Origin of the sequence: Acinetobacter sp. YH16038 (assembly GCF_013417275.1) — a bacterium.
GTDB lineage: Bacteria > Pseudomonadota > Gammaproteobacteria > Pseudomonadales > Moraxellaceae > Acinetobacter.
Map to the genome: position 1 here is coordinate 1 of NZ_VPEG01000039.1, position 26,461 is coordinate 26,461.

23 protein-coding genes, 1 other RNA gene and 1 pseudogene are annotated in these 26,461 nt (G+C 44.1%); 15 read left to right on the forward strand and 10 right to left on the reverse strand.

Going from position 1 to position 26,461, the window contains the following annotated elements:
- The 7 genes and pseudogenes from FTV34_RS14145 to FTV34_RS14175 all read left to right on the forward strand — a co-directional run.
- Positions 1 to 111 (forward strand): annotated as a pseudogene (locus FTV34_RS14145) (IS5/IS1182 family transposase); the annotation flags it as partial.
- A gap of 187 nt (positions 112 to 298) precedes the next feature.
- The gene (locus FTV34_RS14150) at positions 299 to 1,717 is read left to right on the forward strand and encodes a phosphomannomutase/phosphoglucomutase (protein WP_180070615.1); all 1,419 of its coding nucleotides are present in this window, start codon (positions 299 to 301) and stop codon (positions 1,715 to 1,717) included.
- 10 nt (positions 1,718 to 1,727) lie between these two features.
- Positions 1,728 to 2,636 carry an acetylglutamate kinase gene (argB, locus tag FTV34_RS14155; protein WP_159123314.1) on the forward strand — a complete coding sequence of 303 codons (909 nt, stop codon included), beginning with the start codon at positions 1,728 to 1,730 and terminating at the stop codon, positions 2,634 to 2,636.
- 268 nt (positions 2,637 to 2,904) lie between these two features.
- Positions 2,905 to 3,753, forward strand: a complete 849-nt coding sequence (locus FTV34_RS14160) for a class II glutamine amidotransferase (RefSeq protein WP_180070633.1) — start codon at positions 2,905 to 2,907, stop codon at positions 3,751 to 3,753.
- A gap of 294 nt (positions 3,754 to 4,047) precedes the next feature.
- The gene (locus FTV34_RS14165; protein ID WP_004783243.1) at positions 4,048 to 4,503 is read left to right on the forward strand and encodes a bacteriohemerythrin; all 456 of its coding nucleotides are present in this window, start codon (positions 4,048 to 4,050) and stop codon (positions 4,501 to 4,503) included.
- Between the two features lie 159 nt (positions 4,504 to 4,662).
- Complete coding sequence (locus FTV34_RS14170) at positions 4,663 to 5,742, forward strand: hypothetical protein (RefSeq protein WP_179992932.1); 1,080 nt, start codon at positions 4,663 to 4,665, stop codon at positions 5,740 to 5,742.
- Positions 5,742 to 6,071, forward strand: coding sequence for an RnfH family protein (locus tag FTV34_RS14175; protein ID WP_180002423.1), 330 nt, complete (start codon positions 5,742 to 5,744; stop codon positions 6,069 to 6,071). The genes FTV34_RS14170 and FTV34_RS14175 overlap by 1 nt, the downstream gene beginning before the upstream one ends.
- Before the next feature lie 103 nt (positions 6,072 to 6,174).
- Here the strand turns inward: FTV34_RS14175 and FTV34_RS14180 are convergent, their stop codons facing one another.
- Positions 6,175 to 6,573: an outer membrane protein assembly factor BamE gene (locus FTV34_RS14180; protein ID WP_004783238.1), complete on the reverse strand. Its 399-nt coding sequence runs from the start codon at positions 6,571 to 6,573 to the stop codon at positions 6,175 to 6,177.
- A 112-nt stretch (positions 6,574 to 6,685) separates the two neighbouring features.
- Between FTV34_RS14180 and fur the strand changes: the two genes are divergently transcribed.
- Entirely contained in the window at positions 6,686 to 7,123 is a 438-nt protein-coding gene (fur, locus tag FTV34_RS14185) for a ferric iron uptake transcriptional regulator (protein ID WP_004783237.1), read from the forward strand.
- A gap of 66 nt (positions 7,124 to 7,189) precedes the next feature.
- Here fur and FTV34_RS14190 read toward each other — a convergent pair whose 3' ends face one another.
- Both FTV34_RS14190 and FTV34_RS14195 read right to left on the reverse strand, forming a co-directional pair.
- Positions 7,190 to 8,311 carry a PilT/PilU family type 4a pilus ATPase gene (locus tag FTV34_RS14190; RefSeq protein ID WP_180070617.1) on the reverse strand — a complete coding sequence of 374 codons (1,122 nt, stop codon included), beginning with the start codon at positions 8,309 to 8,311 and terminating at the stop codon, positions 7,190 to 7,192.
- Positions 8,312 to 8,338: 27 nt separating this feature from the next.
- On the reverse strand, positions 8,339 to 9,376 hold the full coding sequence (locus FTV34_RS14195) for a type IV pilus twitching motility protein PilT (protein WP_004783232.1): 1,038 nt from the start codon (positions 9,374 to 9,376) through the stop codon (positions 8,339 to 8,341).
- Positions 9,377 to 9,499: 123 nt separating this feature from the next.
- Between FTV34_RS14195 and FTV34_RS14200 the strand changes: the two genes are divergently transcribed.
- Complete coding sequence (locus FTV34_RS14200) at positions 9,500 to 10,189, forward strand: YggS family pyridoxal phosphate-dependent enzyme (RefSeq protein ID WP_180011383.1); 690 nt, start codon at positions 9,500 to 9,502, stop codon at positions 10,187 to 10,189.
- 31 nt (positions 10,190 to 10,220) lie between these two features.
- Here FTV34_RS14200 and FTV34_RS14205 read toward each other — a convergent pair whose 3' ends face one another.
- Genes FTV34_RS14205 through FTV34_RS14215 form a run of 3 tightly spaced genes read right to left on the reverse strand, consistent with a single transcriptional unit; the run spans position 10,221 to position 16,204 of the window.
- Positions 10,221 to 11,327, reverse strand: coding sequence for an acyltransferase family protein (locus tag FTV34_RS14205; RefSeq protein ID WP_180070619.1), 1,107 nt, complete (start codon positions 11,325 to 11,327; stop codon positions 10,221 to 10,223).
- A gap of 3 nt (positions 11,328 to 11,330) precedes the next feature.
- A complete protein-coding gene (locus FTV34_RS14210; RefSeq protein WP_180070621.1) occupies positions 11,331 to 14,942 on the reverse strand; it encodes an AAA family ATPase in 3,612 nt (1,203 codons plus the stop codon).
- A gap of 8 nt (positions 14,943 to 14,950) precedes the next feature.
- Positions 14,951 to 16,204, reverse strand: coding sequence for an exonuclease SbcCD subunit D C-terminal domain-containing protein (locus tag FTV34_RS14215; protein WP_180070623.1), 1,254 nt, complete (start codon positions 16,202 to 16,204; stop codon positions 14,951 to 14,953).
- Between the two features lie 629 nt (positions 16,205 to 16,833).
- Between FTV34_RS14215 and FTV34_RS14220 the strand changes: the two genes are divergently transcribed.
- On the forward strand, positions 16,834 to 17,280 hold the full coding sequence (locus FTV34_RS14220; protein ID WP_004783224.1) for an ABZJ_00895 family protein: 447 nt from the start codon (positions 16,834 to 16,836) through the stop codon (positions 17,278 to 17,280).
- Positions 17,281 to 17,475: 195 nt separating this feature from the next.
- Positions 17,476 to 18,381: a TIGR01777 family oxidoreductase gene (locus FTV34_RS14225; RefSeq protein ID WP_179992938.1), complete on the forward strand. Its 906-nt coding sequence runs from the start codon at positions 17,476 to 17,478 to the stop codon at positions 18,379 to 18,381.
- Here FTV34_RS14225 and thiO read toward each other — a convergent pair.
- Together thiO and hemB are read right to left on the reverse strand one after the other, a co-directional pair.
- Complete coding sequence (thiO, locus tag FTV34_RS14230) at positions 18,370 to 19,491, reverse strand: glycine oxidase ThiO (protein WP_180070625.1); 1,122 nt, start codon at positions 19,489 to 19,491, stop codon at positions 18,370 to 18,372. The two genes, FTV34_RS14225 and thiO, sit on opposite strands and share 12 nt — an antisense overlap.
- 20 nt (positions 19,492 to 19,511) lie before the next feature.
- A complete protein-coding gene (gene hemB, locus FTV34_RS14235; RefSeq protein ID WP_175966866.1) occupies positions 19,512 to 20,525 on the reverse strand; it encodes a porphobilinogen synthase in 1,014 nt (337 codons plus the stop codon).
- Between the two features lie 105 nt (positions 20,526 to 20,630).
- Here hemB and FTV34_RS14240 point away from each other — a divergent pair, with 105 nt between their 5' ends.
- The 3 genes from FTV34_RS14240 (at position 20,631) to FTV34_RS14250 (ending at position 24,070) form a co-directional block, all read left to right on the forward strand.
- Positions 20,631 to 21,128 (forward strand): thioesterase family protein, encoded by a 498-nt coding sequence (locus FTV34_RS14240; protein ID WP_034703122.1) that lies wholly within the window; start codon positions 20,631 to 20,633, stop codon positions 21,126 to 21,128.
- 263 nt (positions 21,129 to 21,391) lie between these two features.
- A complete protein-coding gene (locus FTV34_RS14245; protein WP_180070626.1) occupies positions 21,392 to 22,537 on the forward strand; it encodes an HlyD family efflux transporter periplasmic adaptor subunit in 1,146 nt (381 codons plus the stop codon).
- Between the two features lie 6 nt (positions 22,538 to 22,543).
- A complete protein-coding gene (locus FTV34_RS14250; RefSeq protein WP_180070628.1) occupies positions 22,544 to 24,070 on the forward strand; it encodes a DHA2 family efflux MFS transporter permease subunit in 1,527 nt (508 codons plus the stop codon).
- A gap of 49 nt (positions 24,071 to 24,119) precedes the next feature.
- Here the strand turns inward: FTV34_RS14250 and glpK are convergent, their stop codons facing one another.
- Positions 24,120 to 25,604 (reverse strand): glycerol kinase GlpK, encoded by a 1,485-nt coding sequence (gene glpK, locus FTV34_RS14255; protein ID WP_180070631.1) that lies wholly within the window; start codon positions 25,602 to 25,604, stop codon positions 24,120 to 24,122.
- A 130-nt stretch (positions 25,605 to 25,734) separates the two neighbouring features.
- Here glpK and ssrA point away from each other — a divergent pair.
- Positions 25,735 to 26,094: a transfer-messenger RNA gene (gene ssrA, locus FTV34_RS14260) on the forward strand.
- A 157-nt stretch (positions 26,095 to 26,251) separates the two neighbouring features.
- Here ssrA and FTV34_RS14265 read toward each other — a convergent pair.
- Positions 26,252 to 26,461 (reverse strand): transposase (locus tag FTV34_RS14265; protein ID WP_306670001.1); only part of this gene is annotated, 210 nt, incomplete at its 5' end.

Below are 26,461 nucleotides of genomic sequence, written 5' to 3' on the forward strand. Positions count from 1 at the left end.
TTAGAGGAATAGCTACTCGATATGACAAGCTGAAAAGAAATTATCAAAGTTCTGTTGCTTTAGCCTGTATATTTTTATGGCTACCTTTATAGGGTTAATTATGAACAGTAAGTGTCAACAGACCCTAGTTATACAAATTAAATACATAAAATATTAATAATTATACTTTTATAATTGATTGTCACATTCAATTCATATAAAAATACAGAGTCTTAAAACAAAAACAAATGTTTAAAGTCATGATGATTGCTTAATCATTATTTTATCTCCTTATATTCAATAGTGAAAAGAACAGTTTATGGGATCCATGAATCAACCCTTTCCGGCTCACATTTTTCGTGCCTACGATATCCGGGGTAAAGTCAGTTTACTCAGTACAGGTGTGATTGATGCTATTGCGCATGGTCTGGCTCAGCAATATCAAGCTGCGGGACAGACTCGGGTTGCGATTGGCTATGATGCCCGAATCAGCAGTCCGGCTTTTGCTGAAACCATTCGCCGTATTTTTCAGGACTATGCTATTGAAGCCGTCATTATCGGCTGTTGTTCCAGTCCGATGCTGTACTACACAGCGCGTCAGTTTGATGGTAATGGTGTGATGGTCACGGCCAGCCATAATTCTAAAGAAGATAATGGAATTAAATGGATTATTGCAGGGGAGCCGCCTTGTCCCGAGATGATTCAGCAGGTCGCACAAAAAGCAAAACTTCATGTAAATAGTTCTTTATCGTGTCTGAATGATTTGCCTCACCAAATTATTCCCGAATTTTGTCTGCAATATCAGCAGGAAATGCTTGAAGATATTCAGCTGAAGCGCCCATTTAAAGTGGTGCTGGACGGTCTGAACGGTTCGGCAGGACGTTGTGCCAACTTGGTGCTGCAAAAACTAGGTTGTGAAGTTACCGCCTTACGTTGTGAAGCCAATGGGCATTTTCCTGATCATGCGCCTGATCCTTCTCAGGAAGCACATCTACAAACCCTGCGTCAGGTTGTCATGCAACAGCAGGCGGATCTGGGTATTGCCCTAGATGGTGATGGGGACCGGTTGGTACTGGTGGATGAACAGGGTGTCATTATTAGTGCTGATCAGCTTCTCTGTTTATTCGCAGAAATTTGTATGACTGGCACAAAAGCATGTCAGTTTGTTTATGACGTTAAATGTTCAACCCTGATTCGGGATACAGTCCAACGCCTGGGCGGAAAACCGGTGATGATTCGTACTGGCAGCTCATTCCTGCGAAAATACCTGGCACAGTCTCAGCATCAGGCCATTTTTGGTGGTGAATATGCGGGGCATTATGTTTTTAATGACGGACGTGGCTGGGGCTATGATGACGGTCTTTATGCGGCGCTTCGGGTCATGGAATATCTGGACCAGAAAGGTGTGACTTTAAGTGAGGCCTTGCACGCTTATCCAAAACGTCATGGGACTGAAGACTTATATATTTCCACTCATCAGGTGCAGCCTATTGAGCTTTTAAACTTTGTTGAGCAGCAATCTACGCAATTAAATGCACAAATCAGTAAAATTGACGGGATACGTCTTGATTTTGATGATGGTTTTGGCATCATTCGAGCATCCAATACGGGTGAATATTTCACGGTGCGCTTTGATGCCAATGATGCACAAGGCCTGAATGAAATTCGACATCTGTTTGTATCCATGTTGCGTGACCGTTATCCACAGATCGCTCAAGACATTTTAGATGCTCAATAAGGAGAGGCGAATGCCAAATCAGCATACAGGCATCGACAAAGCACAAATTTTGACTGAAGCTTTGCCGTATATCCAACGCTTTGCGGGTAAAACCCTGGTGGTAAAATACGGTGGCAACGCGATGACGGATCCTGAGCTAGAAAGCTCTTTTGCACGTGATATCGTTTTATTAAAAACCGTGGGTTTAAACCCGATTGTGGTACACGGCGGTGGTCCACAAGTAGATTCTATGCTGAAACAGCTAGGCCGTGAATCTGACCGTATTGACGGTATGCGTGTGACAGATCCGGCAACCATGGAAGTGGTTGAGATGGTTCTGGGCGGTAGCGTGAACAAATCGATCGTGAACCTGATCAACAAACATGGTGGCCGTGCAATTGGCCTAACCGGTAAAGATGGTAACCTGTTACGCGCCAAAAAGCTGTTAATGGAAAAAACGGCTGAAGACGGTTCAATCCAAAAAGTGGACCTGGGTATGGTGGGTGAAGTCGTTGGCGTGAAAACTGATGTACTGGAAATGTTTACCAACAGTGATTTCATTCCGGTGATTGCGCCGCTCGGTGTCGATGAAGAAGGCAATACCTACAATATCAATGCCGATCTGGTTGCGGGTAAAGTGGCAGAAGCATTAGGGGCAGAAAAGCTGATTCTTCTGACCAATATTACGGGGGTGCTCGACGAAAATAAAAATCTGCTGACCGGTTTAACGACCCAAGAAGTTGATCGTCTGATCGAAACAGGTGTGATTTATGGTGGCATGATTCCTAAAGTCGGCTGTGCGCTTGATGCAGTAAAAGGCGGCGTGATCAGTGCACATATCGTGGATGGTCGTGTACCACATGCGAGCCTGTTAGAAATCTTTACTGATCATGGTGTAGGAACTTTAATTACTAATCGTTCTAATCCACATCGTCCATAAAGATAAATTGAATATCAAAGAGTCTCACTTGAGGCTCTTTTTTATTTCTTTTATTTTAAGATTTTGATCACTAGAAATATGAAAGTTAAATCTAAAGTATTTATTTTTAAGCTAAGTTTTGAAGCTTAAACTCCTTTTGCTAAATTAAATATAAAAAAATAGTTTATTAGCATTTTTAGCGCATAGCATTGCAATGATCGAGATTTGAAAAGGTTCAGCCTGTGATGCACAATAACCTTAAGAATACTCTGTGACCTGAATGAAGATTATGTGCCAGCTACTGGGAATGAATTGTGCGACACCAACAGATATTACCTTTTCATTTCGAGGTTTTTCTCAGCGGGCGGGGATTACCTCAGATCATTCTGATGGTTTTGGGGTTGCTTTCTTTGAGGATAAGGCCTGCCGATTATTCGTTGATAATCAGTCTGCTGTTGAGTCACCGATTGCAGAACTAGTGCGCAATTATCCAATCAAATCCCGTAATGTAATTGCACATATCCGTAAGGCGACGCAAGGCAAAATTAATCTGGAAAATTCGCATCCGTTTAGTCGTGAATTATGGGGACGACAATGGATCTTTGCCCATAATGGTGATTTAAAAGATTTTTTACCTGAGCTTTCTGGACGTTTTACGCCAGTCGGTAACACTGACAGTGAGCGTGCTTTCTGTTATTTGCTGGATCAGCTGGTGAAACATTTTGGTTATGATGAACCGAAGCTGGATCAGGTTTTTGATTTGTTGGCCGAGATTTCTCCATCCATTGCAGAGCATGGCACTTTTAATTTCTGTCTGTCCAATGGTCAGGCTTTATTTACCTATGCAACGACTAAACTGCATTGGCTGGTTCGTGAATATCCATTTAAGCCAGCCCAACTGATTGATATCGAAGTTGAAGTTGATTTTAGCCAAGTCACCACGCCTGAAGATCGGGTCGCTGTGATTACCACAGAGCCGCTAACGCAGAATGAAGAATGGACAGCATTTCAGGAAGGTGAAATGATTTTGTTCAGAGATGGAGCCAAATATCGTTCCCAATTGACACATGTCGCCCGTCTGGAAAGAGAACGTTTGGATCCTTCGCTTAAAAGAGTGACTAAAGCAGATTTATATTAAATCTGGTTAAAATTCGATATTAAAAAACAGGACATCGCTCCTGTTTTTTTGAATTTGATATTTATTTTATAGTGAAATCATTAAAATAAATAAACCATGAAATATAAAATCGATCAAAAAATACTTTATTCTTGTAGTCGGGTTTAAAATATAATTGATTGGATAAACAATGATTTACATTAATTAAGTAGAAAATAAACTGAAAACCAACCGATTTACTTCATTTTTATTTAAATCAATTAGATATATGATCTTTTTCAAGCGATAAATCATTAATATCAATAGGTGGTCGTAATGAAAATGAAATGGGTTCCAGATTATAATACTGGTATCGATGTGATTGACGATCAGCACAAACGAATTCTCGATTATATCAATGAGATTGATGGAATTGATGCCAATACCGATCGTGCTCGTATTAAACAGATTCTAGAAAATATTATTGATTATACCCAGTCTCATTTTACCTTTGAAGAATCACTTCAGGAAGAAGCGGGTTATAAATATCGTGTGCCACATAAACGTGTGCATGACCTGTTTATTAAAAAGATTGAATCTTATCGTGACCGTTTTGAATTGGGACAATCTATTGAAGCGGAATTACATGAAGTATTATCTAAATGGCTGATCAATCATATTCAGCACGATGACGCGGATTATGTCGGTGCAGTAAAAGAAAATATGATGGGAATCATTAAAGATAAAGAAAAGAAAAAGGGTAAAAACTGGTTTGCCCGTTTCTTCTCATAACTCGATTGTTCTTAAAATAAAGACAAATCGGAAAAATAAAAAATAAAGCTTAATAATAAATTTGCGCAGCAAATCACGGGCATGGTGGTTTGCTTTTTTGTTTTTGATTTTCATCGCCTCACAAGGCAAAATAGCGCTAGATTTTTATAGGAATACATCATGCAGGACAATGCTATGTCAAAATGGTTATCGCCTCTGATGGCTTTCTGTTTATCCTTTCTTATTATTGCGACACTCGCACCGATAACAGGTATTCAGATTGACCGTCAGCTTGATTTCTGGATGTTGTGGTTAGCGACCATGCTAATACTGGCCCTTCCAGTCTGTTATCTGGAAATTGCTCTGGCGAAACGCTCAAAAACCACTGCATTACAGGCATTGTCGAGCCTTACCCGTGAAGCTGATAGTTCTCAGCGCTGGCGGATCGTCGGCTGGCTGGCGGTTGTATTTATCCCATTCCTTGCGGGTGCGATGCTCAATCATGCTTCTAATGTGATTGCAGTTACCAATTTCGATGTTCAGCAGCCAGTGATTTTTGCGGTGCTGGCAATTGCTGCATTTGTCTTATCGCTGGTGCCACGTTTAATTCTGGTTGGGATTACCACGATCGGCGTACTTGCATCTTTGATCATGGCGAATGTGATGGGAACTGAATTACCGGCTTGGCAGGTAACACCCGTCCAATTCGTAGAGTGGGGCAATGCCACTGTATTGGCTTTGGTGGCGAGTGGTCTAGGTATGGGGCTGTATTGGCAATCAAGTCTGGCTGTCGTAAAACAGCAGGATGTTGCGACTAAAACAGCCTTACCGATTTGGGTGGCGCAGCTATTAGCGATCATCGCCTTTGGTTTCTTTGCAGTAAAAGCTGAAATCCCTGCATTTGCTTTAATCGCAGCCATTGTCGCAGCCGCTGCTTTGCTTATGCAAATGGCACGTGAGCAATTACAGCAACGTCAAATGAATATTATCATTCAGTGGGCGATTGTGATCGCTGCCACCTTGGTCTGGTTAATTCCAAATGTTGCTCCAATTTTCAATAATCTGCTGATTCTTTGGGGACTGGTGATCAGTCTGATTTATGCCTTGTTTGCTGGCTGGATCATGAAGATTAGCCATTTGCGTAAATCGATGAACTTTAGCTCAGAAGCAGTGTATAACATCTGGCGTATTGCGGTTCGTATTGTCTTACCAGTATCAATTATTCTGGCGATTGTTGCGGTATTAGGACAATTTTTCTGATGACTGAGGCAATGATCTGGGTGGCCTATGCTACCCCGGAACAACAGTTTCATATTGCTGTACCTTTCCAGCCCGGCATGACTGCATTGGATGCAATTGAGCAAAGCGGAATCCGTGCACAGGTGGAATTGTCTGAACCTCTGAATCTGGGTATTTTTGGCGCTAAGCTACAGGATCATACCCAGCCATTGGCAGCAGGGGACCGGGTAGAGATTTATCGTGCTTTAACCATTAATCCCAAGGATATCCGCCGTAAACGCGCTGAGAAGAATCCGGTAGGACGTTATGCCAAAGGTAACCGTTTCAAGCAAAATAAACGTTCCGATTAGTGGAATGTGGCTTTATTGAACAGATGGTCTGATTATTTGATAAATCAATCTATTTAATTAAAAAAACCCCTGATCATACAGGGGTTTTTTTATGCAAAAGCGATTATAGTGGTGGGGCATTTAAGATCGCTTCTTTGGAACCTGGTAGACCTGGTTGAGATTCTGGAATGGTTTCCAGACCTTCAATACGCTCTACGATACCAGACTGATTAAAGTAAATTTTTAGATGCTGGCCTTGGGCTGCTGGGATCTTGGCTTTCTTAGCATAGGTTCCTGGGGTATAGTTGTAGATGTAGTCCCAGCGTAGCGGATTGAGCGGATCAGATACTGTTGGACTACCGAGCAGGAAACGCACCTGTTGGTGGCTCATTCCTACCTGAATTTTAGAGGCTTGTGCTTGAGTTAAAGGTGTTCCTTGAGGAATATCAACTTTGTACACACCTAATGTCGAACAGCCGACAAGCAATGAAGTGACGAATAACGTCAGCATGATTTTTTGCATTTTGCTACACTATCCCAAATTAATTATGATGCATTTGATCCAAGGATAGATCATACTGCATCTAAACTTTGTTGCCTATTCCAACTTTGATTTTGTTGAGAGACCTTTTTACATGCCTATTTCAAACCAAGATTTACGAAAAGCTGGACTGAAAGTTACCCTTCCACGAATTAAAATATTAGAACTATTAGAAAACTCTAGACGGCATCACCTTAGCGCTGAAGACATTTATAAGACTTTACTCGAACAAGGGGAAGATGTGGGTCTTGCAACTGTGTATCGTGTGTTAACACAATTTGAGGCAGCAGGGATTATCGAGCGTCATAATTTTGAAAATAATCACTCAGTTTTTGAAATTATGCAGGAAGATCACCATGATCACTTGGTTTGTCAAAATTGCAACAAAGTCGTTGAATTTACAAATGATGTGATTGAACATGAACAGCACGAAGTTGCGAAGAAATTTGGTTTTGCATTGACTGGACATTCACTTAATCTTTACGGTTATTGTGACGCGCCTGAATGTCAGGAAGCTTACCGTAAGAAATAATTCAGCTTTAGGCTGAAATAAAAACAGGCTTTATTAAAAGCCTGTTTTTTTATGCTTTGAAAATGATCAGGTTTGACCATCAAAAGTAATATTGGAATGCGCACGTAATAAATGCTCGCCACCTTCTTCTGACAGTTTGATTTGCAGACGCAGGTCATTTGGTGAGTCGGCATGTTTTAGTGCATCTTTATAGCTAATCTGCTTAGCCTTATACAGGTCATATAATGCCTGGTCGAAGGTTTGCATGCCCAGTTCGCGTGAACGTTTCATCAAATCCTTGATTTCATGCACATCGCCTTTACGGATCAGATCCGCAATCAATGGCGAATTGATCAGGATTTCAATCGCTGCACGGCGGCCATTACCATCGATAGTTGGAATTAGCTGCTGTGCCACAATGGCTTTCATGTTTAGGGACAGATCCATAAACAGCTGGCTGTGACGGTCGGCTTCGAAGAAGTGAATGATACGATCGATGGCCTGGTTGGCGTTGTTGGCGTGCAGGGTCGCAAAAACCAGGTGACCGGTTTCCGCAAAGGCAATCGCATAGTCCATGGTTTCACGAGAACGGATCTCACCGATCAGAATCACGTCTGGTGCTTGACGCAGGGTATTTTTCAATGCGACTTCAAAGGAGTCAGTATCAATGCCGACTTCGCGTTGGGTAATGATACAGCCTTTATGCTGGTGCACAAATTCGATCGGGTCTTCAATGGTAATGATATGACCTTTGGAATTTTCATTACGGTAGCCAATCAAAGAGGCGAGGGAAGTCGATTTACCCGTACCGGTTGCACCCACGAAAATAATGATTCCGCGTTTGGTCATCGCCAGTTCTTTTAGAGTGGGCGGTAACTTCAGCTCATCCATAGTCGGAATGACGGTTTCGATCCGACGCAGCACCATGCCTGGCTGATCGCGTTGCTGGAATGCGCTGACACGGAAACGTGCCGATTTGTCCGGGTTGCTGATGGCGAAGTTACACTCGCGTGTGTCGGCAAATTCCTTGCGCTGCTTCTCGGTCATGATCGAGTTAAGCAGCTGCCCTACAGCCGCGCCCGGCAATTTCACCGAGCCAATCGGTACAATCTGACCATTAATTTTGATAGAGGGTTCAACATCGGCTGTGATGAACAGATCCGAGGCCTTTTTCTCTACCATGTAGTTGAGTAAGCCGTTAAAATCCATGATAAAACCCCAAAAAATTAATTATTCTTATAAGAATGATTCAGGCTGTTTTGCTGCAGTACGGGCGACTTGCGGACTGATAATGCCTTTCGATACCAGTGTTTTCAGGCTTTGATCCAGCGTGGTCATGCCATAGTTGGCACCGGTTTGAATCGCAGAGTACATCTGTGCCACTTTGTTTTCACGGATCAGGTTACGGATCGCCGGAATACCGATCATGATTTCGTGTGCAGCCACACGACCGCCCCCATTTTTCTTCAACAGGGTTTGTGAAATAACGGCTTGCAGCGATTCAGACAACATGGCACGCACCATGTCTTTTTCTTCAGCAGGGAATACGTCAATCACACGGTCAATGGTTTTTGCCGCTGAGGTGGTATGTAGGGTACCGAAGACCAAATGACCGGTTTCCGCAGCAGTCAATGCCAGACGGATGGTTTCAAGGTCACGCATCTCACCGACCAGAATAATATCCGGGTCTTCACGTAATGCGGAACGTAATGCTTCATTAAATCCATGCGTATCGCGATGCACTTCACGCTGGTTGATCAGACATTTTTTCGATTGGTGTACAAATTCGATTGGATCTTCGACGGTCAGAATATGGTCATAGCGGTTGTCATTGATATAGTCCAGCATCGCTGCAAGCGTCGTTGATTTACCCGAACCGGTTGGCCCTGTTACCAGTACAATACCGCGTGGATATTCACAGATATCTTTAAAGATCTGCCCCATACCTAGATCTTCAATAGTCAGTACTTTAGATGGAATGGTACGGAATACTGCGCCTGCACCGCGGTTCTGGTTAAATGCGTTCACACGGAAACGGGCTACGCCTGGAACTTCAAAAGAGAAGTCAGTTTCCAGATTTTCTTCATAATCACGGCGTTGCTTGTCATTCATGATGTCGTACACCAGTTTGTGTACTTCTTTATGTTCCAGTGCAGGCAGGTTGATGCGACGTACTTCCCCGTCCACACGAATCATGGGTGGTAAACCTGCTGATAAGTGTAAATCCGACGCACCATTTTTAGCAGAAAAGGCTAACAGTTCTGTAATATCCATAAGGTCCCCGAGTTCATTAAAATGTTATTTATTTTGCTAGAATAATAAGGCTTTCCCACAGCTTAACCAACACTTAGTTGATGAGCAAGGGAAAAAAATCCGCACGAAATGAGAACCCCATCAATGAATATGCTGCAACAGTCACGAAATCAGGTTTTAGCTCAGATCCAGTCCGCCTGCGCTCTGGCGGGGCGTGAGCCGGATTCGGTGCAACTTCTGGCCGTCTCCAAAACCCAGCCTAGCCCTGTGCTGGCAGAAATGTATCAGGCTGGTCAGCGTGCCTTTGGTGAAAACTATTTACAGGAAGCACTGGAAAAAATCACGGCACTCAAAGACCTGGATATTGAGTGGCATTTTATCGGTCATGTGCAGCGCAACAAGACCAAACATCTGGCAGAAAACTTTGCCTGGGTGCATGGGGTGGATCGTCTGATTATTGCTGAACGTTTATCTAATCAGCGTAGTGATTCTCAAGCTGCACTTAATATCTGTCTGCAAGTCAATATTGATGGGCAGGATAGCAAGGACGGTTGTCAGCCTGAGGAAGTGGCCGATCTAGTAGCACAGATCAGTCAATTACCGAATTTGCGCTTACGTGGTCTGATGGTCATTCCTGCGCCAGAAAATACTCAGGCTTTCGCAGATGCCAAAGCCTTGTTCGAGCAGGTCAAAAGCCATCATGCAAAACCTGAAGACTGGGATACTTTAAGTATGGGGATGTCTGCCGACATGACCGAGGCGATTGCAGCAGGTTCTACCATGGTACGTGTGGGAACTGCCTTGTTTGGCGCACGTCCTAAAAAAACGGACTGATTTATACTGACAATTGAGTTTTGGGAAAGCGTTATTGCAGAGTAGTTGATAACGCTTTTTTTCTTTGGGGTTCCAGCCATTTGGCCATGAACCAGGCAAAGAAAATTAAGCTGCACATGCTCATAAATAAGGATAAAACGGCACCCTCAAGACCATGATCAAGCGTTGCAGGAAAGCAGCCTAGAATAAAAAGCAGTAAAGGAAAATGGGTGACATAAAGTGTATAGGAGAAATTTGCAGACTGAGGCCAAACTGGTTGATATTGGCTTTGTTGATGTTGCAGCTGCACAATCCAGCAGACAAAGGCGAGCCCCATACACAGGTTAAATGGCACAAAATAATTTACACGATATAAGTCAGCCTGTTCAATGACATGAAACTGGTAAGCATCCGCACAGGCAATCACAAATGCCAGACCAAATAGGCCCAATTTAATGGGTTGTAGTCGACTTAAAAAACGCAGCTGGATCTGCCGGAATGAATTGGCAAAGGCAACTAGCCAGAGCAGGAAATAAAACAGAAACTGATAGTTCAGTAGAGAAAGCCCTAGAAGCAAGATAAAAAAGCCGATTTTAGCGATTCCAGAATCTTTTAAAAAAGGCAGAAATCCGGCCAGTACATAAAACCAGACTTCAAAGCTCAGGCTCCAGAGCGGCGCATTGGCAGATACCGTCGGTGTAATAAAGCCGTTGAGAAAGAATAAAGAACCTAAAAAATCCTGAGTGTCAATGTTATATGCAGTCCGAATCATCATGCCAAAACTGTTCTGGAACTCATGGCTATGTGAAGCAAAAAATGTAGGTGCTAGCGCATATAGAATCAGACTGAAAGCGGATGCAAACAGAAAGGGCGGTAAAATGCGCCGATAACGCTGCCGTATATACTGCCGCAGATTAAAATTTTCATGTTTTTGGATGTTGTTCTGGACCGAAGTCCCGATTAAATAGCCACTAAGTACAAAAAAGGTCATCACAGCAGCCTGGCCTAATAGACGTACCCAGGAATATAGGCTCAGATCAAAAGGCGCGATAAAAGCCTGAAAACTATGACTGAATAGCACCACAATGGCACTGATACCCCGCAAGCTCTCAAGCTGTAAGCTGAAATAGGACGAGAGCTTGTTCGGGGTAGAGTTCATGCTTTAACCTATAATCTGAATGGTACTGGCACCAGCACCGACCGGTTTAACCTGAATCTGAACCGGAATCCGTTCATGCATTTCCTGCACATGTGAAATCAGCACCACTTTACGGCCCTGACTCTGCAAATGATCCAGCGCATTCATGACCATATGTAAGGAAGCCGGGTCTAAAGTACCAAAACCTTCATCAATAAATAGCGATTCCAGCTTCATAGAGCCGGAAGCCATATTGGCAATCGCCAAGGCCAGAGCCAGAGAGACCAGGAAGGTTTCACCGCCAGAGAGTGACAGGACAGGACGTACTTCACTGTTCATATCCAGATCAATAATCGCCAGACTTAAACTGTCTGGAATCCGGTACAGTTGATAACGCGGAGCCAGGGGCTGTAATTGCTGATTGGCATATTCGACCAGAATATCCAGGTGATGTTCCTGCGCGATTTTCTGGAATTTGGTGCCTTCCTTATGGCCGATCAGGTCATAGATCCGACCCCAACGATATTCTTCAGCTTTGACCTGTTCAATCTGATGCTGGTAGCGTTGTAAGGTCGATTGGTTATTGGCATGAATTCTTAATTTGGTGGCAACCTCATTACAGGCATTTTCCTGTTCAGCTTTTTCCTGTGCCAGACTACTTAAGCGCAGTTCAACTTCTTCAAAGCTAAGTTCAGGCTTGGATTTCAAATGATGCTGATATTGTTCTTCCAGAATGTCCCAAGCCGTTTTGGCATTTTCAACCACCTGATGTTGTGCCTGTAATTGCTGGCGAATTTGCTGATGCTGTTGCAAGTCAATATTCAGGCAATGCTGGATATGCTCGGCATCAAACGCAGGATATGTATTTTGCCAGTCCTGAATAGATTGCTGGCATTGCCTAATTTGCTGTTCCAGTTGCTGAATCTGGGTGATGAAACTCTGCTTTTTCAGTTCAGCCTGTTGTAAACGCTGATCATGCTGCTGGGTAATCAGACTCTGTGCCCGTAACTGTTCATCCAACGCCTGTTGTTGTTGCTCCAAACGGTCACGCCATTCCTGTGCCTTAGGATAAATCTGTCCGGCATGGGTGAGGGTCAGATGGTTGAGCTGTTCACGTAGCGCTTTACCCATATTCAGCGCCGTATCCATCTTTTGCTGTAACTGAGCATCATATTGTTGATGCAGGCTGAGCTGATCACGTGCCTTTTCAATATGCTGGTTTAAGTTTTGGATGTGAGTCTCTAGGGTTTTGAATTCCTGAGACTGTTTCTGACGTTGTTGCAGTTGTTGGGATAACTGCTGACAGCTTGATGAGGCATCAGTAATCCAGGATTTCTGCAAGGACTCAGGCAGTAGATGAAGAACTGGCTGAATCATTTGTTCTAGCTGTAAATGCTGCTGCATGCTAAAACGTAGTTGATCCAGCTGTTGCTGTTGCTGACGCCATTGTTTCCAGTCACTTTGCTGATTTTGCAGGGTCTGGACTAGCTGCTGTTGTTCTTGTTGAAGTTGAAGCACATGCTGACCAAGCTGTTGCTGCAAATGATCTGTACTCTGGCTTAAATCAAACAGCAAATCAAATTGCTGAAGATCCTGATTTAATTGAACCTTCTGCTGTTGTAGTGTCGTATTGAGCTGACTGCTGCGTTGCTGATATTGCTCAATTAGGGTTTGTAGTTGAGATTGCTGGATTTGTGCTTGCTGCCATGTCTGAGTCAGTTGCTGTAGTTTTTTCTGAGCTTCCTCAAGCTGCTGGTCATGTAGCTGTTGCAAAGCATTTTCTAGCAGTTCCTGATGCTGTACAAAAGGATGCTCATGACTGCCACAGACCATACAAGGCTCATTTGGTTTCAGCTGTGCACGTAATTCCTGAACACTTTGTGCCTGTAATAAACGTTGCTGAGCCAGTACTTGTTGCAATTGTTCGAAAGCCTGTTCTGCTTCCTGACGTTGTTGCTGTAATTGAACCAAATCAGTTTCTAGTTGCTTTAAACGATCATGATGGCCTTTTAAGTCGCAATTTAATTGCAGGCTTTCAGCTTCTAAGCCAGCCATTTGCTGTACGGTTCGCATTAAAGCTTCAAGCTTCGAATGCTGGGTACTGAGTTGCTGTTGTTGGGTCTGGAATTGTTGGATTTGCTGTTCAAGCTGGTCCAGATGAGTATAGCGCTGAGTGAGTTCCTGCAAGCTGGCAGATAAAGCCTGTTGCTGCTGTTCCAGTTCAGTCCGGCTAGATTGGAAAAGTGCCGGGTGCTGCCGCATGAATTTCTGGTGAAGTTCCTGATAGTCCCGCAGGCGTTGCAGAGTCGCCTGCGGTTCGTCATCAAAAACCGCTAAAAAGCTCTGATGTTCCAGTTGCTTTTGAATCTGCTGGTACTGAGCCTGAACCTGTTGTAACCGTTGCTCAGTCTGCACCAGTTGATTCTGAACAGGCTGAATCTGCTGGGTTCTATAGGTCTGCTGTTCAGCTGCAAGCTGTCTGTACTGATCGCCAATCGACAGCATTTCATGATCCAGCTTGAGTCCCTGATTCAGATAAGGTTTGATCTTCTGGAACTCTTGTTGCTGCTGTTGTTGCTGTTGCTGAATGTGCTGCAACTTGTGCTGTTCGCTATCACGTTGCTGTTGAACTGCTGTGAATTCGGCAACAAAGTTTTGCTGCTCAATCAGTAAATAGCTACGCTGCTTTTGAAACTGCTGTTGCTGGACAAACTGTTCCCGAATCTGCTGAAACTGGTCCAGTTGATCTAATAACTGTTTTTGCGGTGCCATCTTCTGTTCAGCATCCAGTTGAACCGTATAGATTTCTTTTTTGGCCTGAATTTCAGTATAAAGATAATGCTGCTGGCGATGCCATTTCAGGTCATTTTCCAGTACCTTTTCACTCTGGTTTAGATGCTCAACCACCTGTTTTAAAGTCGTGTGTTGCTGCTGTAAGGCAGAAATATCTTCTTCAGATAACAGTTCCAGATGACCGATTAATTTTTCCAAGTCAGCACGTTTTTGTTTTACTTCACTATGTTTTTCAAATGCTTTTTGGCTGACCAGACTGAAAATCTGAGAATTGGTCAGATATTCGAGTAAATCGGCACGTTCATTATCTTTGGCTTTTAGAAAGGCACCAACCTCAGACTGTGCTAATAGAACCGCACGGGTAAACTGCTCGAAACTCAAGCCGACCAGTTTTTCAATCAGCGGCGTGCATTCAGAAATTTTCTGATTCAACACGCGTTGATCATCCAGACAGGTAATAGCACGATCGACCTTTAAATTGCCATCCACTTTCTGCCGGGCACGACGAATTTCCCAACGTGCGGTATAACGTTTTTGGTCTAAGGCAATAAACTCAAGCTCGGCAAAACCCTGTACGCAACCACGGCGCAGAATATTTTTGGAATCCTTGATCGAGACATCCTGTCCACCTGCATCTTTCAGACTACCTGTGGCACCTTTTAAACGTGGAATTTCGTTGTACAGCGCCAGACACATGGCATCGAGCAGGGTGGATTTTCCAGCACCGGTTTTTCCGGTAATCGCAATCAGTCCGGCATGTGCCAGAGGATTTGATTCAAAATCAATATGATGCGTACCAGCGAGAGAGGCGAGGTTATTTAGGCTCAGACGGATAATTTTCATGGCTGATCCTAAGCTTGTTGTTTTTGTGCAAGTTCATGTTGGGCTTCGACCAATAACTGCTGAAAATCCTGCTGCACCGAATGATCCTGGCTATAGCCCATTTTTTCCCAGATATTGAAAAACAGTGATTCAGGTGTTGGAGGTGCCAAGTCAATTTTAGAGCTATCAGCCTGATCTTCTGCCTGACGTTGATAAATCCGGCTGATGCGTAGCAGACGATAACGATCTGGTGGCAGTGCCTGTTCAATCTGCTGACGTAAATCTACCGGTGGCGGTGCATCGGTAGTATATTCAATTTCCAGAAAATGTCGTGCTGCCAGATGCTCAATTTCCCCAGTCGGCAGTGCTTTTACTTTGCTGAGCAGATTTTCCAGATTTTCTCGAATTCTAAATAGCTCGACAGTACGAGGAACTTTCAGCGCTTCAAACTGAAAACGCTGTTCAGCATTTTGTTCAGGATCGATTCTGACTTCAACAACCTGATGCGAATAGTTGATCTCACTAAAGGATAGGGGAATCGGGGAGCCACTATAGCGAATATGCGGCTGACCGACTTTCTGCGGTTTATGCAGATGTCCCAGAGCGACATAGTCAATGACTTCATCAAATAACGCCGTTGAGAGAGCCTCTTCATTGCCGACAATAATGGGGCGTTCGGAATCGGAAGTTTCACCGCCTTGCATATGTGCATGTGACATAAGAATCAGTGCCTGATGTGGCTGCTTACGTGCTTTGGCTTCGGCAATCAACTGTTGGTGCAGATAGCTGATGGCATTCTGGCTATTATGGGTATGTTCATTAATACCGGTAATTTCGGCACTGCGCAAATAAGGTAGAGTTAGGCACCAGGCAATAATCTCTTGCTGCTGGTCATAAATCGGAACCAGCAAACGATCCAGATCAAGAGTATTGTCCGCAGTCCGGCCGACAATACCCACCGCTTTGGCATTGAATTTAGTGAGTAAAGGCTGAACCTGTTCAATTCGATAACCTGAATCATGGTTGCCGGCAATCATCAGGGTTTGCATATGCGGTGCCAGTTCATGGGCATCGGCAAGGAATTGATAAAGCTGTCTTTGGGCACTGGAAGCGGGATTGATGACATCAAAAATATCACCGGCAATCAGTAGGGCATGTGGCTGTTTTTCCTTGATTTGTTCAAGGAGCCAATTCAGGAATTGTGCATGTTCAAATTCACGGTCATGGTTATGGAAAAACTGTCCCAAATGCCAATCAGAAGTATGTAGAAAATGAACTGCCATGTATACTCACCTTTATTTTTGCCTTCCTACTATAGAAAAAAGCCCAGCTAAAAATCTACTTGAAAAAAATATTTTGATCTATTTCATTGCTATACATCATTAAAACTATTTTCAGCGTAGTTTTGAATATTAGAATAATATCTATGAAATCAATAAAATATGATGTTTATATATAAAGTATTGAATACAGCGTTTTTATTTTAAATTTTACTTCAGGCATTTTTCATAGCATCTGGGTAGCAGAACCAATATTTTTTATAAAAATTGCTAAAAACAGACTTGAAAAAATGCAGCCGATCATTATTTTATGCTGCATAAGAAGCTGATAAAAATTTGCAGGCGAATTGCTAAAAACGGTTCGTCCAAAAAATAAAAACCGACGATTCGAGTGATGATGAAATCGTCGGTCAAAGATTTGTGTATAGTGAAAATTTTGGCTGCTATTCAAAATTTTCTAAAACACTGGACTTATTGCTTTAGCAAAGAGAACGAAAATTTGTGGATGCCAGTCCAAATTTCCGAACCTTGTACCCTATATAACGTCAGCATCTCACTTTAGGTTGACAATAAAATGAAAAAAAAATTAATTTTTTTTATACTAGTTGATTAATCGTCCTTGAGTCCTGCTAATGGTGTCTCTAACTCGCTATTTTCTCTGGTTTTTCTTCCTATGCTTTATTTTTACCTGCATTTGCGGGGTTGTGGCGGCATTAATGCCGACTGGCATGGGTGCAGTATTAACCATTGTGCCTTATCTGGTAGCGATGATCTGGGTACTGTTTAAATTTTTAAAAAAGGAACAACGGGCGCCCACTCAGGTAGAGCGTAAAAAATTCACCTTGGGATTTAGCCTGATTTATTGGGGCTATAACCTGGCATTTTTAATTTTAGGGATTGCCATTGCGACGCGTTCCAATCCGAATGCCTGGCAGGACTTTTTACTATATCTGCAACAGCCCCAATTTATGAGTATTGTCGTGATCATGTTCCTGCTCATCGCGATTCCGCTTTATCTGCTGACCTACTGGTTTTATGGCAAACAGGCACAGCGTATGGCAGCAAAAATGTTTGGCTAAGATTTCGACTCTTTATATCAAAATCGTTGAGATTAAATTCAAGATGCTAAATCAGGCTATATAGAAAATTAGAAGTTTTCTGTATGGCATGATGAGACAATTTTGCATTCATCGACCCATATCACTTTCCCGAATATTCTGATTCATAAGTGACGTATAATTTGAGCAATACAATAATAATGGCACAGAATAACCATGTATAAACCTGTAGTCCTCATGACAGGCGCCAGCGGTTTTATTGGCAGCCATCTGGTGAAATTTTTACTGGCTCGTGATTATGCCGTGATCGGCCTGACCCGGCAGAAAAAATTGCGAGAAGAGCATCCTGATTTTCACTGGATTAATAATCTGGAAGAATTGAAAAATCATCAGATTGACTATGTGATTAATCTGGCTGGTGAAAGTATCGGTCAGGGTCGCTGGACAGCCGCCCGGAAAAAGAAATTGCTGGACAGTCGGCTAAATACCACCAGGCAGTTATATGACTATCTAGAGAAAAATCAGATTAAGCCCAAACGTATTATTTCGACTTCAGCGGTCGGCTACTATGGAATCGATCCGCAAGAACACTGGGAGACGGTGTGTACTGAACAAAGTCCACCACAATCCATTTTTATGTCAGAACTGTGTGAGAAATGGGAAAAACTGGCCTTGTCCTATACCGGGCAGGACACCAAAATTGTTCGCTTTGCTGTGGTGTTTGGTCAAGGAGGCGGGATTCTTCCGCAGATGTTATTGCCAATTAAGCTGAATATATTTGGCCGGATTGGTCATGGGCGTCAGCCGGTGACCTGGGTACATCTACAGGATGTCATGCGGGCGATCGAATTTCTGATGCAGCAGCCGACCCAGCAACAGGTATTTAATGTGGTGGCACCTGAAAAAGTCAGTCAGGCGCAATTTGTCCGGATCGCAGCACAGGTGCTGAAGCGTAAACCTTTATTACCGTTACCAGCTTGCAGTATGAAAATGATGCTAGGTGAACAGTCACAACTGATTCTGAATGGTCAATATGTCCAGCCCAAAGCTTTGCAGGAAGCCGGATTTGAATTTAGCTATCCGACCCTGAAAGAAGCTTTGATTGAAATTTTAAACCGTTAAAGAGTGCGGCTGTAAACGCTGTACCGGACTATAAGGCTGTGGATCTACGATGGTCGGTTGTTCCAGGATTAACTGAGACAGCAATTTTCCAGAAGCAGCACCCATACATAAGCCATTACGGAACTGGCCAAAATTGGTCCAGAGATTGTTCAGATGCGGAATTTTGCCGATATAGGGAATGCCATCCGGGGAGCTTGGTCGTAGACCAGCCCACTGTTTCACAATTGGGAAATCAGCCAGCTCCGGTACCATTTCCAGGCAGGCTTCCAAAATATCCTGACGGATTTCAGCAGAAGGCGAAGTATCAAAACCGACCTGACGCATGCTGGAACCACACAGTACATGACCATCACGACGTGGAATTAGATACATGACCTTGTTCATGCACATGGTTGGTAGCCAGTTTTCTGGTGTTTTAAAGAGCAACATCTGGCCTTGAACCGGATGAACTGGAATGTCCAGACCGAGCTGTTCAGACCAGCGTGCAGACCATGCACCGGTGGCAATGACGAACTGATCTGCTTTAAAGCTCAGGCCATTTTTAGTGGAAACACTGTGTACATGATCTTGCTGGATATTTAGCTGACTAATATTGCAATGCTCTTGCCAAGTGACACGCGGATGCTGTTTAAGGTAAGCAATAATGGACTGTAACAGTCGCGGATTGCGGATATTGGAAAGTTCTGGAAAATAGATCGCCTGTTTAAATTTCGGATCTACTTTGGAATTGATTTGCTGGATTTGAGGCTGATTCAGATATTCGGCATGTTGCTGTGGATCCTGATATTGCTCGGCATAGCGCAGTCCAATTTCAAAATCCGTTTCATCAAAAATCAGCATACCGGTTTCGTGAATCTGGAAATCAATGCCAGTCACCGGTTGCAGTTTCTGGTTCCAGGCTTGATACAGCGGTTTGGCATGGCGGGCGAGGGCATTGACGGCATCGGGATAACGCCAGGGATACATCGGGGAGAGGATACCACCTCCGGCCCAAGAGGCCGCCTGTCCAGCCGCTTGCTGATCGAAAATCGTAATAGAACATCCCTGTTCAAGCAATTCCAGAGCTGACATCAAACCGGTGATGCCCGCTCCGATAATGGCGATATGCATTGCGCCAAGGTCCTTCTATTTTATTTCATGTCTTTCAGTTTGAGCGCCGCTTCTTCCGCAAAGTAGGTCCAGATACCATCTGCACCGGCACGGCGGCAGCACATCAGGGATTCAAGAATCACGCTATCAGATAACCAGCCATTCTGAATCGCAGCAGCCAGCATGGCATATTCGCCACTAACTTGATAAATAAAAGTAGGTACACCGAAGGTATCTTTGACTTCACGAACCACATCCAGATAAGGCATACCCGGTTTAACAATCACCATATCTGCACCTTCCTGGATATCGAGAGCAATTTCATGCAGTGCCTCGGCACGGTTACCGAAATCCATTTGGTAATTGTATTTATTGCCGCCTTTCAGGTTGCTGGCAGAACCAACCGCATCACGGAATGGACCGTAGAAACTAGACGCATATTTGGCTGAATAAGCCATAATAGAGGTATAGATATGGCCATTCTGTTCAAAGGCCTGACGAATTGCACCGATGCGGCCATCCATCATGTCACTTGGCGCGACAATATCAGCACCGGCTTCGGCATGGCTTAAAGTCTGCTTGATCAGTGCTTCAACCGTTTCATCATTCAGCACGTAACCGGTTTCATCAATGATGCCATCCTGGCCATGCGTGGTATAAGGGTCTAGCGCGCCATCAGTGATCAGCACCATTTCCGGTAATTCTTTTTTCAGCAGGCGAACGGTCTTTTGTACCAAGCCATCTTCATGCCAAGCGGCTTCTGCAGTCAGACTTTTATCTTCTTGTGGTGTGACTGGGAACAGCGCCAGCTTATTGACACCCAGTTCCAGCAAACGTTCTGATTTTTTTAACAACAAGTCAGCAGACAGGCGCTGCACATTTGGCATACTTGGAATGTCTTGGGTCTGATTTTGTCCCGGCAGCACAAATACTGGATAAATCAAGTGATCAGCACTGAGATGGGTTTCACGTACCATAGAACGTAAATGCTCATTTTTACGAATACGACGCATGCGAGTTGCAGGAAACGCGGGACGATTGAACGTATAGGTCATAAAAATCTCAGTAATCAGTATTAAACTAGGCCCCTATTGTAGCCCTATCTGAATTTTTTGGGCATAAATTAGCGGTTTTTTATTGTTGTAGCTTCGGGCAGACTTATGACTAAGACAGAAAGAAATTGGACAGGTAATATACATTTAGGTGCAAAAGTGGATATTGAAGTGGTCTTAAACCAGTTGGTACACGCTTTTAATACCTCTCCTTTTTTTAAGCATAATGGCATGACCATGCGAGTGGTCGATGGTCAGATCGAAGCATATGTTGAAATGCAGGATTTCATGATTGGCAATGTGGCATTTCAGATTCTGCATGGTGGTCTTGCAGCGACCATACTCGACAGTATTGGCGGAATTGTGGCTATGGGTGAGCTGTATAAGAAAGCCGAACCGGAAACTATTGCCGATACGATTAAAAAGGTATCACGTCTGGCGACGGTTGATATGCGCGTGGATTATCTAGCGCCCGGTCGTGGTAAATATTTTATTGCCCGTGCAGAAACCTTACGTTTGGGGCGTAAGGGCTGCACCATGCGCATGACCATGGTCAACGATGATGACAAGCCGATTGCCACAGCGATTGCTTCATATGCCTATTAATTAAGTTTATCTCCTCGATCCTGGCTCACTTCGGGCCCGAACTAAGCCCTTATTCCTGGAATAGGGGCTTAGTTTTTTAAACTTCCGAGTAATATTTTTTTGCATATTTTCTAATTTTTATTATTAGAATGCATGAAAATTAAATTAATACGGCTTTCTCATTTTACCCATTGATCAATAAACGGGATATGAATCTATACATTCATGTCAGTGCTGGTCAGTGTGGCTGCGTGACCAAGTCTGTTGGATTTAGGAAAAAATCAATGACAGATGTACAAGACACCCTGCCAGAAAACGCATCTGATGCAACTTCGGATCAAGCTTTAAAAAATAAACGTAAAAAGGCCCTGAGTATTGTTGCCCTCCTTATAGTGATTGCACTAGTGCTGTTTCTGGTGTGGAAATTCTTTCTGAACAATTCAGTCAGTACTGAAAATGCTTATGTCGGTGCTGAAACGGCTTCTATCACGTCTATGGTGAGTGGCCAGATTGCTGAAGTACTTGTCCATGATACCCAAGCGATCAAACAGGGCGATATCCTGGCCAAAATCGATGACCGTGATGCCAAAATTGCAGTGGCTCAGGCACGTGCAGAACTGACCAAAGCCAAGCGCCAGTACAAACAGACTGCGGCCAATAGCGGGGCTTTAAGCTCACAGATTGGGGTTAGTGATGATGCAATTCGCAGTGCCGAAGCCCAGCTGGCTCAGGCTCAGGCAGCCTTACATAAAGCACAAGATGAATATACGCGTCGTGAAAAACTCAGTGCGAGCGGTGCAGTGTCTAAAGAAGAACTCAGTACAGCACAATCTGCATTGGATACGGCCAAAGCTGGCGTAGCTTCTGCTGAAGCGGGTCTGGCACAAGCAAGATCCAGCCAGAAAGCCGCACAAAGCAATTTAGCGGCGAATGAAGCCTTGATTCAAGGCGCGAATGAAAATTCGACTCCTGATGTACTTGTGGCTGAAGCTAAACTGAAACAGGCCGAGCTAGACTTAGAACGTACTGTAATTAAAGCACCTTTTGATGGGGTGGTTTCACGCCGTTCAATTCAGGTGGGTCAACGTGTTGCGCCAGGTACAATGCTGATGATGGTCGTACCAGTAGATCAGCTCTATGTTGATGCCAATTTCAAAGAAAGCCAGCTGGAAAAAGTCCGTGTGGGGCAGAAAGCTGAACTGACGTCTGATCTGTATGGTAAATCGGTGAAATATCACGGTACCGTGGTGGGCTTCTCTGGTGGTACAGGTTCAGCCTTTGCTCTGATTCCGGCTCAGAATGCCACAGGCAACTGGATCAAAGTGGTACAGCGTTTACCAGTGCGTATCCAGCTAGATCCGAAAGAACTGGCCGAGCATCCGCTACGTGTGGGTCTATCGATGGAAGCTGAAATCCACTTTAAGAAGTAATTCCCGATGAATAAATATGTTCCATATGGGAATTTGACGGGCGGCAAGCTGATGCTGGCGGCCTTTGTGCTGGCTTTGGCGAATTTCATGGTCGTACTCGATATGACCATTGCAAACGTCTCGGTGCCGCATATTACCGGTAGTCTGGCGGTGTCCAGCTCTCAAGGCACCTGGGTCATCACTTCTTATGCAGTTGCAGAAGCGATCTGTGTGCCTTTGACCGGCTGGCTGGCAGGTCGCTTTGGTAGTGTGCGCCTGTTCGGTGTTTGCTTACTCGGCTTTACCATTTTTTCAATTCTGTGCGGGATTTCAACCAGCCTGGAAATGCTGGTATTTTGCCGGATCGGGCAGGGGCTGTTTGGTGGCCCGATCATGCCGCTGAGTCAGACTTTATTGCTACGAATTTTCCCACCCGAAAAACAATCCCAAGCGATGGGCATGTGGGCGATGACCACTGTAGTCGGACCGATTTTAGGCCCAATTCTTGGTGGTACGATTAGTGATAACCTGTCTTGGCACTGGATTTTCTTTATCAATATTCCGGTCGGTCTGTTCTGTGGTCTGGCTGCATTGAAACTGTTAAAACCAGCTGAAACTGCAACCAATGCATTGAAGATTGATAAAGGTGGTTTGTTCTTACTGATTCTTTGGATTGGTGCGCTGCAATTAATGTTAGATCTCGGTCATGAACATGACTGGTTTAGCAGTTCCTTTATTGGAACCTTGGCAGTGCTTGCCATAGTGGGTTTAATCATCTTTACCATTTGGGAACTGACCGAGCGGCATCCAATTGTGGATATCCGGATCTTCCGATATCGTGGATTTACCTTTGCCGTGTTGTCACTGGCCTTTGCCTTCGGTGCCTTCTTTTCCAGTATTGTTCTCATTCCGCAATGGGTGCAGATTAATCTCGGTTATACCGCAACCTGGGCAGGTTATCTGACCGCGACCATGGGTTTTGGTAGCCTGTTGATGTCACCGATTGTGGCGAAGATGGCAACCAAATATGACCAGCGCATTTTGGCCAGTTTTGGTTTGACCTTGCTTGCCGTGGTGACTTTAATGCGGGCATTCTGGACTACGGATGCTGATTTTATGGCATTGGCCTGGCCACAGATTCTGCAAGGTTTTGCGGTACCGTTCTTCTTCATCCCACTCTCCAATATGGCGTTGGCCTCAGTACAGCCGCAGGAAATGGCTTCAGCTGCTGGTTTGATGAACTTTCTGCGGACCATGGCCGGGGCGATTGGTGCGTCGATTGCAGTCACGATCTGGGATGATCATAGTAAAGTGGCCCGCAGTGAGCTGGTCGGTAAACTGAATGTCGAAGAAACTCAGAATACCTTAATGGCACAGGGCATGAGTTCGGACAGTGCCTTGGGTTATATTTCCAGTCTGGTGGATAAAGAAGCATTAACGCTGTCTGCTAATCACCTATTTTTGATTTTGGCGATGGTTTTTATTTTTGCTGCTTTAATCGTCTGGTTGGCACCACGACCCAAAGCGGGTGTGGGTGGAATGCCATCACATTAATATTTTCCAACATAAAAAACCGCTAACTATTTAGCGGTTTTTTTCGATCTTATAAATCTGATTTGGCCCGTTTCAAAGCATTTTGCCATTTAACTAAATGGGCTTCACGTTCATCGGACTGCATTTTCGGTTCAAAGGCCCGATCCAGCTGCCAGGATTGAGCAATTTCATTTAAATTAGAAAATACGCCTGATTTTAAACCAGCCATCGCTGCTGCACCCCAAGCGGTGGATTCCAGCATCTTCGGACGCAACACAGGCACATTGAGCAGGTCAGCCTGGAACTGCATCAGCATATCATTACAGCTGGCGCCACCATCGACGCGTAGTTCTTTTAAAGGATGGGCAATATCCGATTGCATCGCAGTCAATACATCGGAGACCTGAAAGGCAATCGATTCCAGCGCGGCGCGGGCAATATGGGCCTTATTGGTTCCTCGTGACATGCCACAAAGCAGGGCACGGGCTTCACTATCCCAATGCGGTGCACCCAATCCGGTAAAAGCAGGAACTAAGACCACGCCGTCAGTATCTTCAACTTTACAGGCCAACTTCTCTATATCACTGCTTTTTTGAATGATGCCAAGCCCATCACGTAGCCATTGCACCACTGCACCGGCCATAAAAACACTACCTTCTAAGGCATAACTGGTCTGTTCCTGTGCCTGCCAGGCGAGGGTAGAAAGCAATTTATTCTGGCTGAGCTGAATGTCATGGCCGGTATTAAATAGCATAAAACAGCCAGTGCCATAGGTATTTTTTGCCATACCGGGTTCGAAACAAGACTGGCCAAACAAGGCAGATTGCTGATCACCCAGAATGCCGGTAATGGGAATGGTGGCTCCTAACAAACCCGGTGCTGTATCTGCAATATGACAATCGGAACTGATGATTCGTGGCAGAACTGAAGCAGGGATATTAAATAGGTCTAGTAGTTCCTCATCCCAGCGTTGAGTATGCAGATTCATCAACATGGTACGGGACGCATTACTGGCTTCGATGATATGCTCGGCACCTTGAGTCAGGTTCCAGATCAGCCAGCTATCAATAGTGCCAAAAGCGACATGACCTTGTTCTGCAAGTTCACGTAAGCCATCCACATGTTCCAATAACCAGACCAGCTTGCCAGCACTGAAATAAGGATCAATCCGTAGCCCGGTTTTTTGTTGTACCTGATCCATCTGGCCTTGCTGTATCAGCTGATTACACCAGTCTGTTGCACGACGATCCTGCCAGATAATCGCTGGTGCAAGAGGCTTCCCATTACGACAATCCCATACCACAGTCGTTTCACGCTGGTTGGTCAGGCCAATCGCTTTAATATCTTTGGCCAGAATCCGGGCAGTAGCAAGCGCCTGTTGTACCACTGCAATTTGCGAGCTCCAGATTTCCTGTGCATCCTGTTCGACCCAGCCGGAATGTGGGGTCTGGATATGGGTTTCGCGTTGAGCTGTTGCCTGAATCTGTCCGTGTTCATTAAAGATGATTGCACGGCTAGATGTCGTTCCCTGGTCGAGTGCCAATAAATAGCTCATAATTTTTTTAAATGCTGACTTGAATTATGAAATATTAGCGCAATTATGTAATCAGGCGCATTCAAAAGTGTATTTGTGTAGAAAATGCATCGTATTTTTTGCCAGTTATGCTATGATGAGCTTGTACTTTGGGGATGTTCTTGGCTTCGACGCCGATGATGAAACTCATAGATGCATGCCGAGAGCGCATTTTCTCTCGTAAATAAAATTTGCATTTAAATAGTCGCAAACGACGAAACTTACGCTCTAGCAGCCTAAGGGCTGCTTGTCCGCATCTCTGAATACTTGTGGTTAGAGATCCCGACTGAAGCGAACGCACACAAGTCCGTATAGAGTCAAGCCTCGGGGCTTTATATCAAATCTAGAGGATCGCACCTTGAACCCTGTTCGTCGGGTCTCTTGGTGTTAAAACAATAGACGATATCTAAGCATGTAGTATTCTCGAGCGTAGTGTTGGCGGACGCGGGTTCAACTCCCGCCATCTCCACCAAAATTCTTTTTATAAATCAGCCACTTATATAAGTGGCTTTTTTATTGGCTACATGTTTATTTTAAGCGTTTACCAAATTCAGTTTAAGATGAAAAAGTTTTTTAATATTAGCTGATTACTTAGGGTATTTAATTAATCATAAGACCTCTTTCATAAATCATTTTTTGCTCAGTTCCAAGTTGTAGATTCCAGCGATTAAATTGAATCTCAAACCAAGCCTTTTACCTCTATTTCGATAATGCTCAGCAAGGATTTTGAAGGTTTTCAGGCTGCCAAATACATGCTCAATTCCGATTCTTCTTTTATTGATTTCTTGATTATAGATTTTCAATTCAGGATCCAATTTACAGTGTCTTTTGGCTTTTAA

What these genes read in the sequence shown, in the direction of transcription:
- FTV34_RS14150 (WP_180070615.1), top strand. Translation starts at nt 299, where the DNA reads ATGGGATCCATGAATCAACCCTTTCCGGCTCACATTTTTCGTGCCTAC.
- argB (WP_159123314.1), top strand. Translation starts at nt 1,728, where the DNA reads ATGCCAAATCAGCATACAGGCATCGACAAAGCACAAATTTTGACTGAA.
- FTV34_RS14160 (WP_180070633.1), top strand. Translation starts at nt 2,905, where the DNA reads ATGTGCCAGCTACTGGGAATGAATTGTGCGACACCAACAGATATTACC.
- FTV34_RS14165 (WP_004783243.1), top strand. Translation starts at nt 4,048, where the DNA reads ATGAAAATGAAATGGGTTCCAGATTATAATACTGGTATCGATGTGATT.
- FTV34_RS14170 (WP_179992932.1), top strand. Translation starts at nt 4,663, where the DNA reads ATGCAGGACAATGCTATGTCAAAATGGTTATCGCCTCTGATGGCTTTC.
- FTV34_RS14175 (WP_180002423.1), top strand. Translation starts at nt 5,742, where the DNA reads ATGACTGAGGCAATGATCTGGGTGGCCTATGCTACCCCGGAACAACAG.
- FTV34_RS14180 (WP_004783238.1), bottom strand. Translation starts at nt 6,573, where the DNA reads ATGCAAAAAATCATGCTGACGTTATTCGTCACTTCATTGCTTGTCGGC.
- fur (WP_004783237.1), top strand. Translation starts at nt 6,686, where the DNA reads ATGCCTATTTCAAACCAAGATTTACGAAAAGCTGGACTGAAAGTTACC.
- FTV34_RS14190 (WP_180070617.1), bottom strand. Translation starts at nt 8,311, where the DNA reads ATGGATTTTAACGGCTTACTCAACTACATGGTAGAGAAAAAGGCCTCG.
- FTV34_RS14195 (WP_004783232.1), bottom strand. Translation starts at nt 9,376, where the DNA reads ATGGATATTACAGAACTGTTAGCCTTTTCTGCTAAAAATGGTGCGTCG.
- FTV34_RS14200 (WP_180011383.1), top strand. Translation starts at nt 9,500, where the DNA reads ATGAATATGCTGCAACAGTCACGAAATCAGGTTTTAGCTCAGATCCAG.
- FTV34_RS14205 (WP_180070619.1), bottom strand. Translation starts at nt 11,327, where the DNA reads ATGAACTCTACCCCGAACAAGCTCTCGTCCTATTTCAGCTTACAGCTT.
- FTV34_RS14210 (WP_180070621.1), bottom strand. Translation starts at nt 14,942, where the DNA reads ATGAAAATTATCCGTCTGAGCCTAAATAACCTCGCCTCTCTCGCTGGT.
- FTV34_RS14215 (WP_180070623.1), bottom strand. Translation starts at nt 16,204, where the DNA reads ATGGCAGTTCATTTTCTACATACTTCTGATTGGCATTTGGGACAGTTT.
- FTV34_RS14220 (WP_004783224.1), top strand. Translation starts at nt 16,834, where the DNA reads ATGGTGTCTCTAACTCGCTATTTTCTCTGGTTTTTCTTCCTATGCTTT.
- FTV34_RS14225 (WP_179992938.1), top strand. Translation starts at nt 17,476, where the DNA reads ATGTATAAACCTGTAGTCCTCATGACAGGCGCCAGCGGTTTTATTGGC.
- thiO (WP_180070625.1), bottom strand. Translation starts at nt 19,491, where the DNA reads ATGCATATCGCCATTATCGGAGCGGGCATCACCGGTTTGATGTCAGCT.
- hemB (WP_175966866.1), bottom strand. Translation starts at nt 20,525, where the DNA reads ATGACCTATACGTTCAATCGTCCCGCGTTTCCTGCAACTCGCATGCGT.
- FTV34_RS14240 (WP_034703122.1), top strand. Translation starts at nt 20,631, where the DNA reads ATGACTAAGACAGAAAGAAATTGGACAGGTAATATACATTTAGGTGCA.
- FTV34_RS14245 (WP_180070626.1), top strand. Translation starts at nt 21,392, where the DNA reads ATGACAGATGTACAAGACACCCTGCCAGAAAACGCATCTGATGCAACT.
- FTV34_RS14250 (WP_180070628.1), top strand. Translation starts at nt 22,544, where the DNA reads ATGAATAAATATGTTCCATATGGGAATTTGACGGGCGGCAAGCTGATG.
- glpK (WP_180070631.1), bottom strand. Translation starts at nt 25,604, where the DNA reads ATGAGCTATTTATTGGCACTCGACCAGGGAACGACATCTAGCCGTGCA.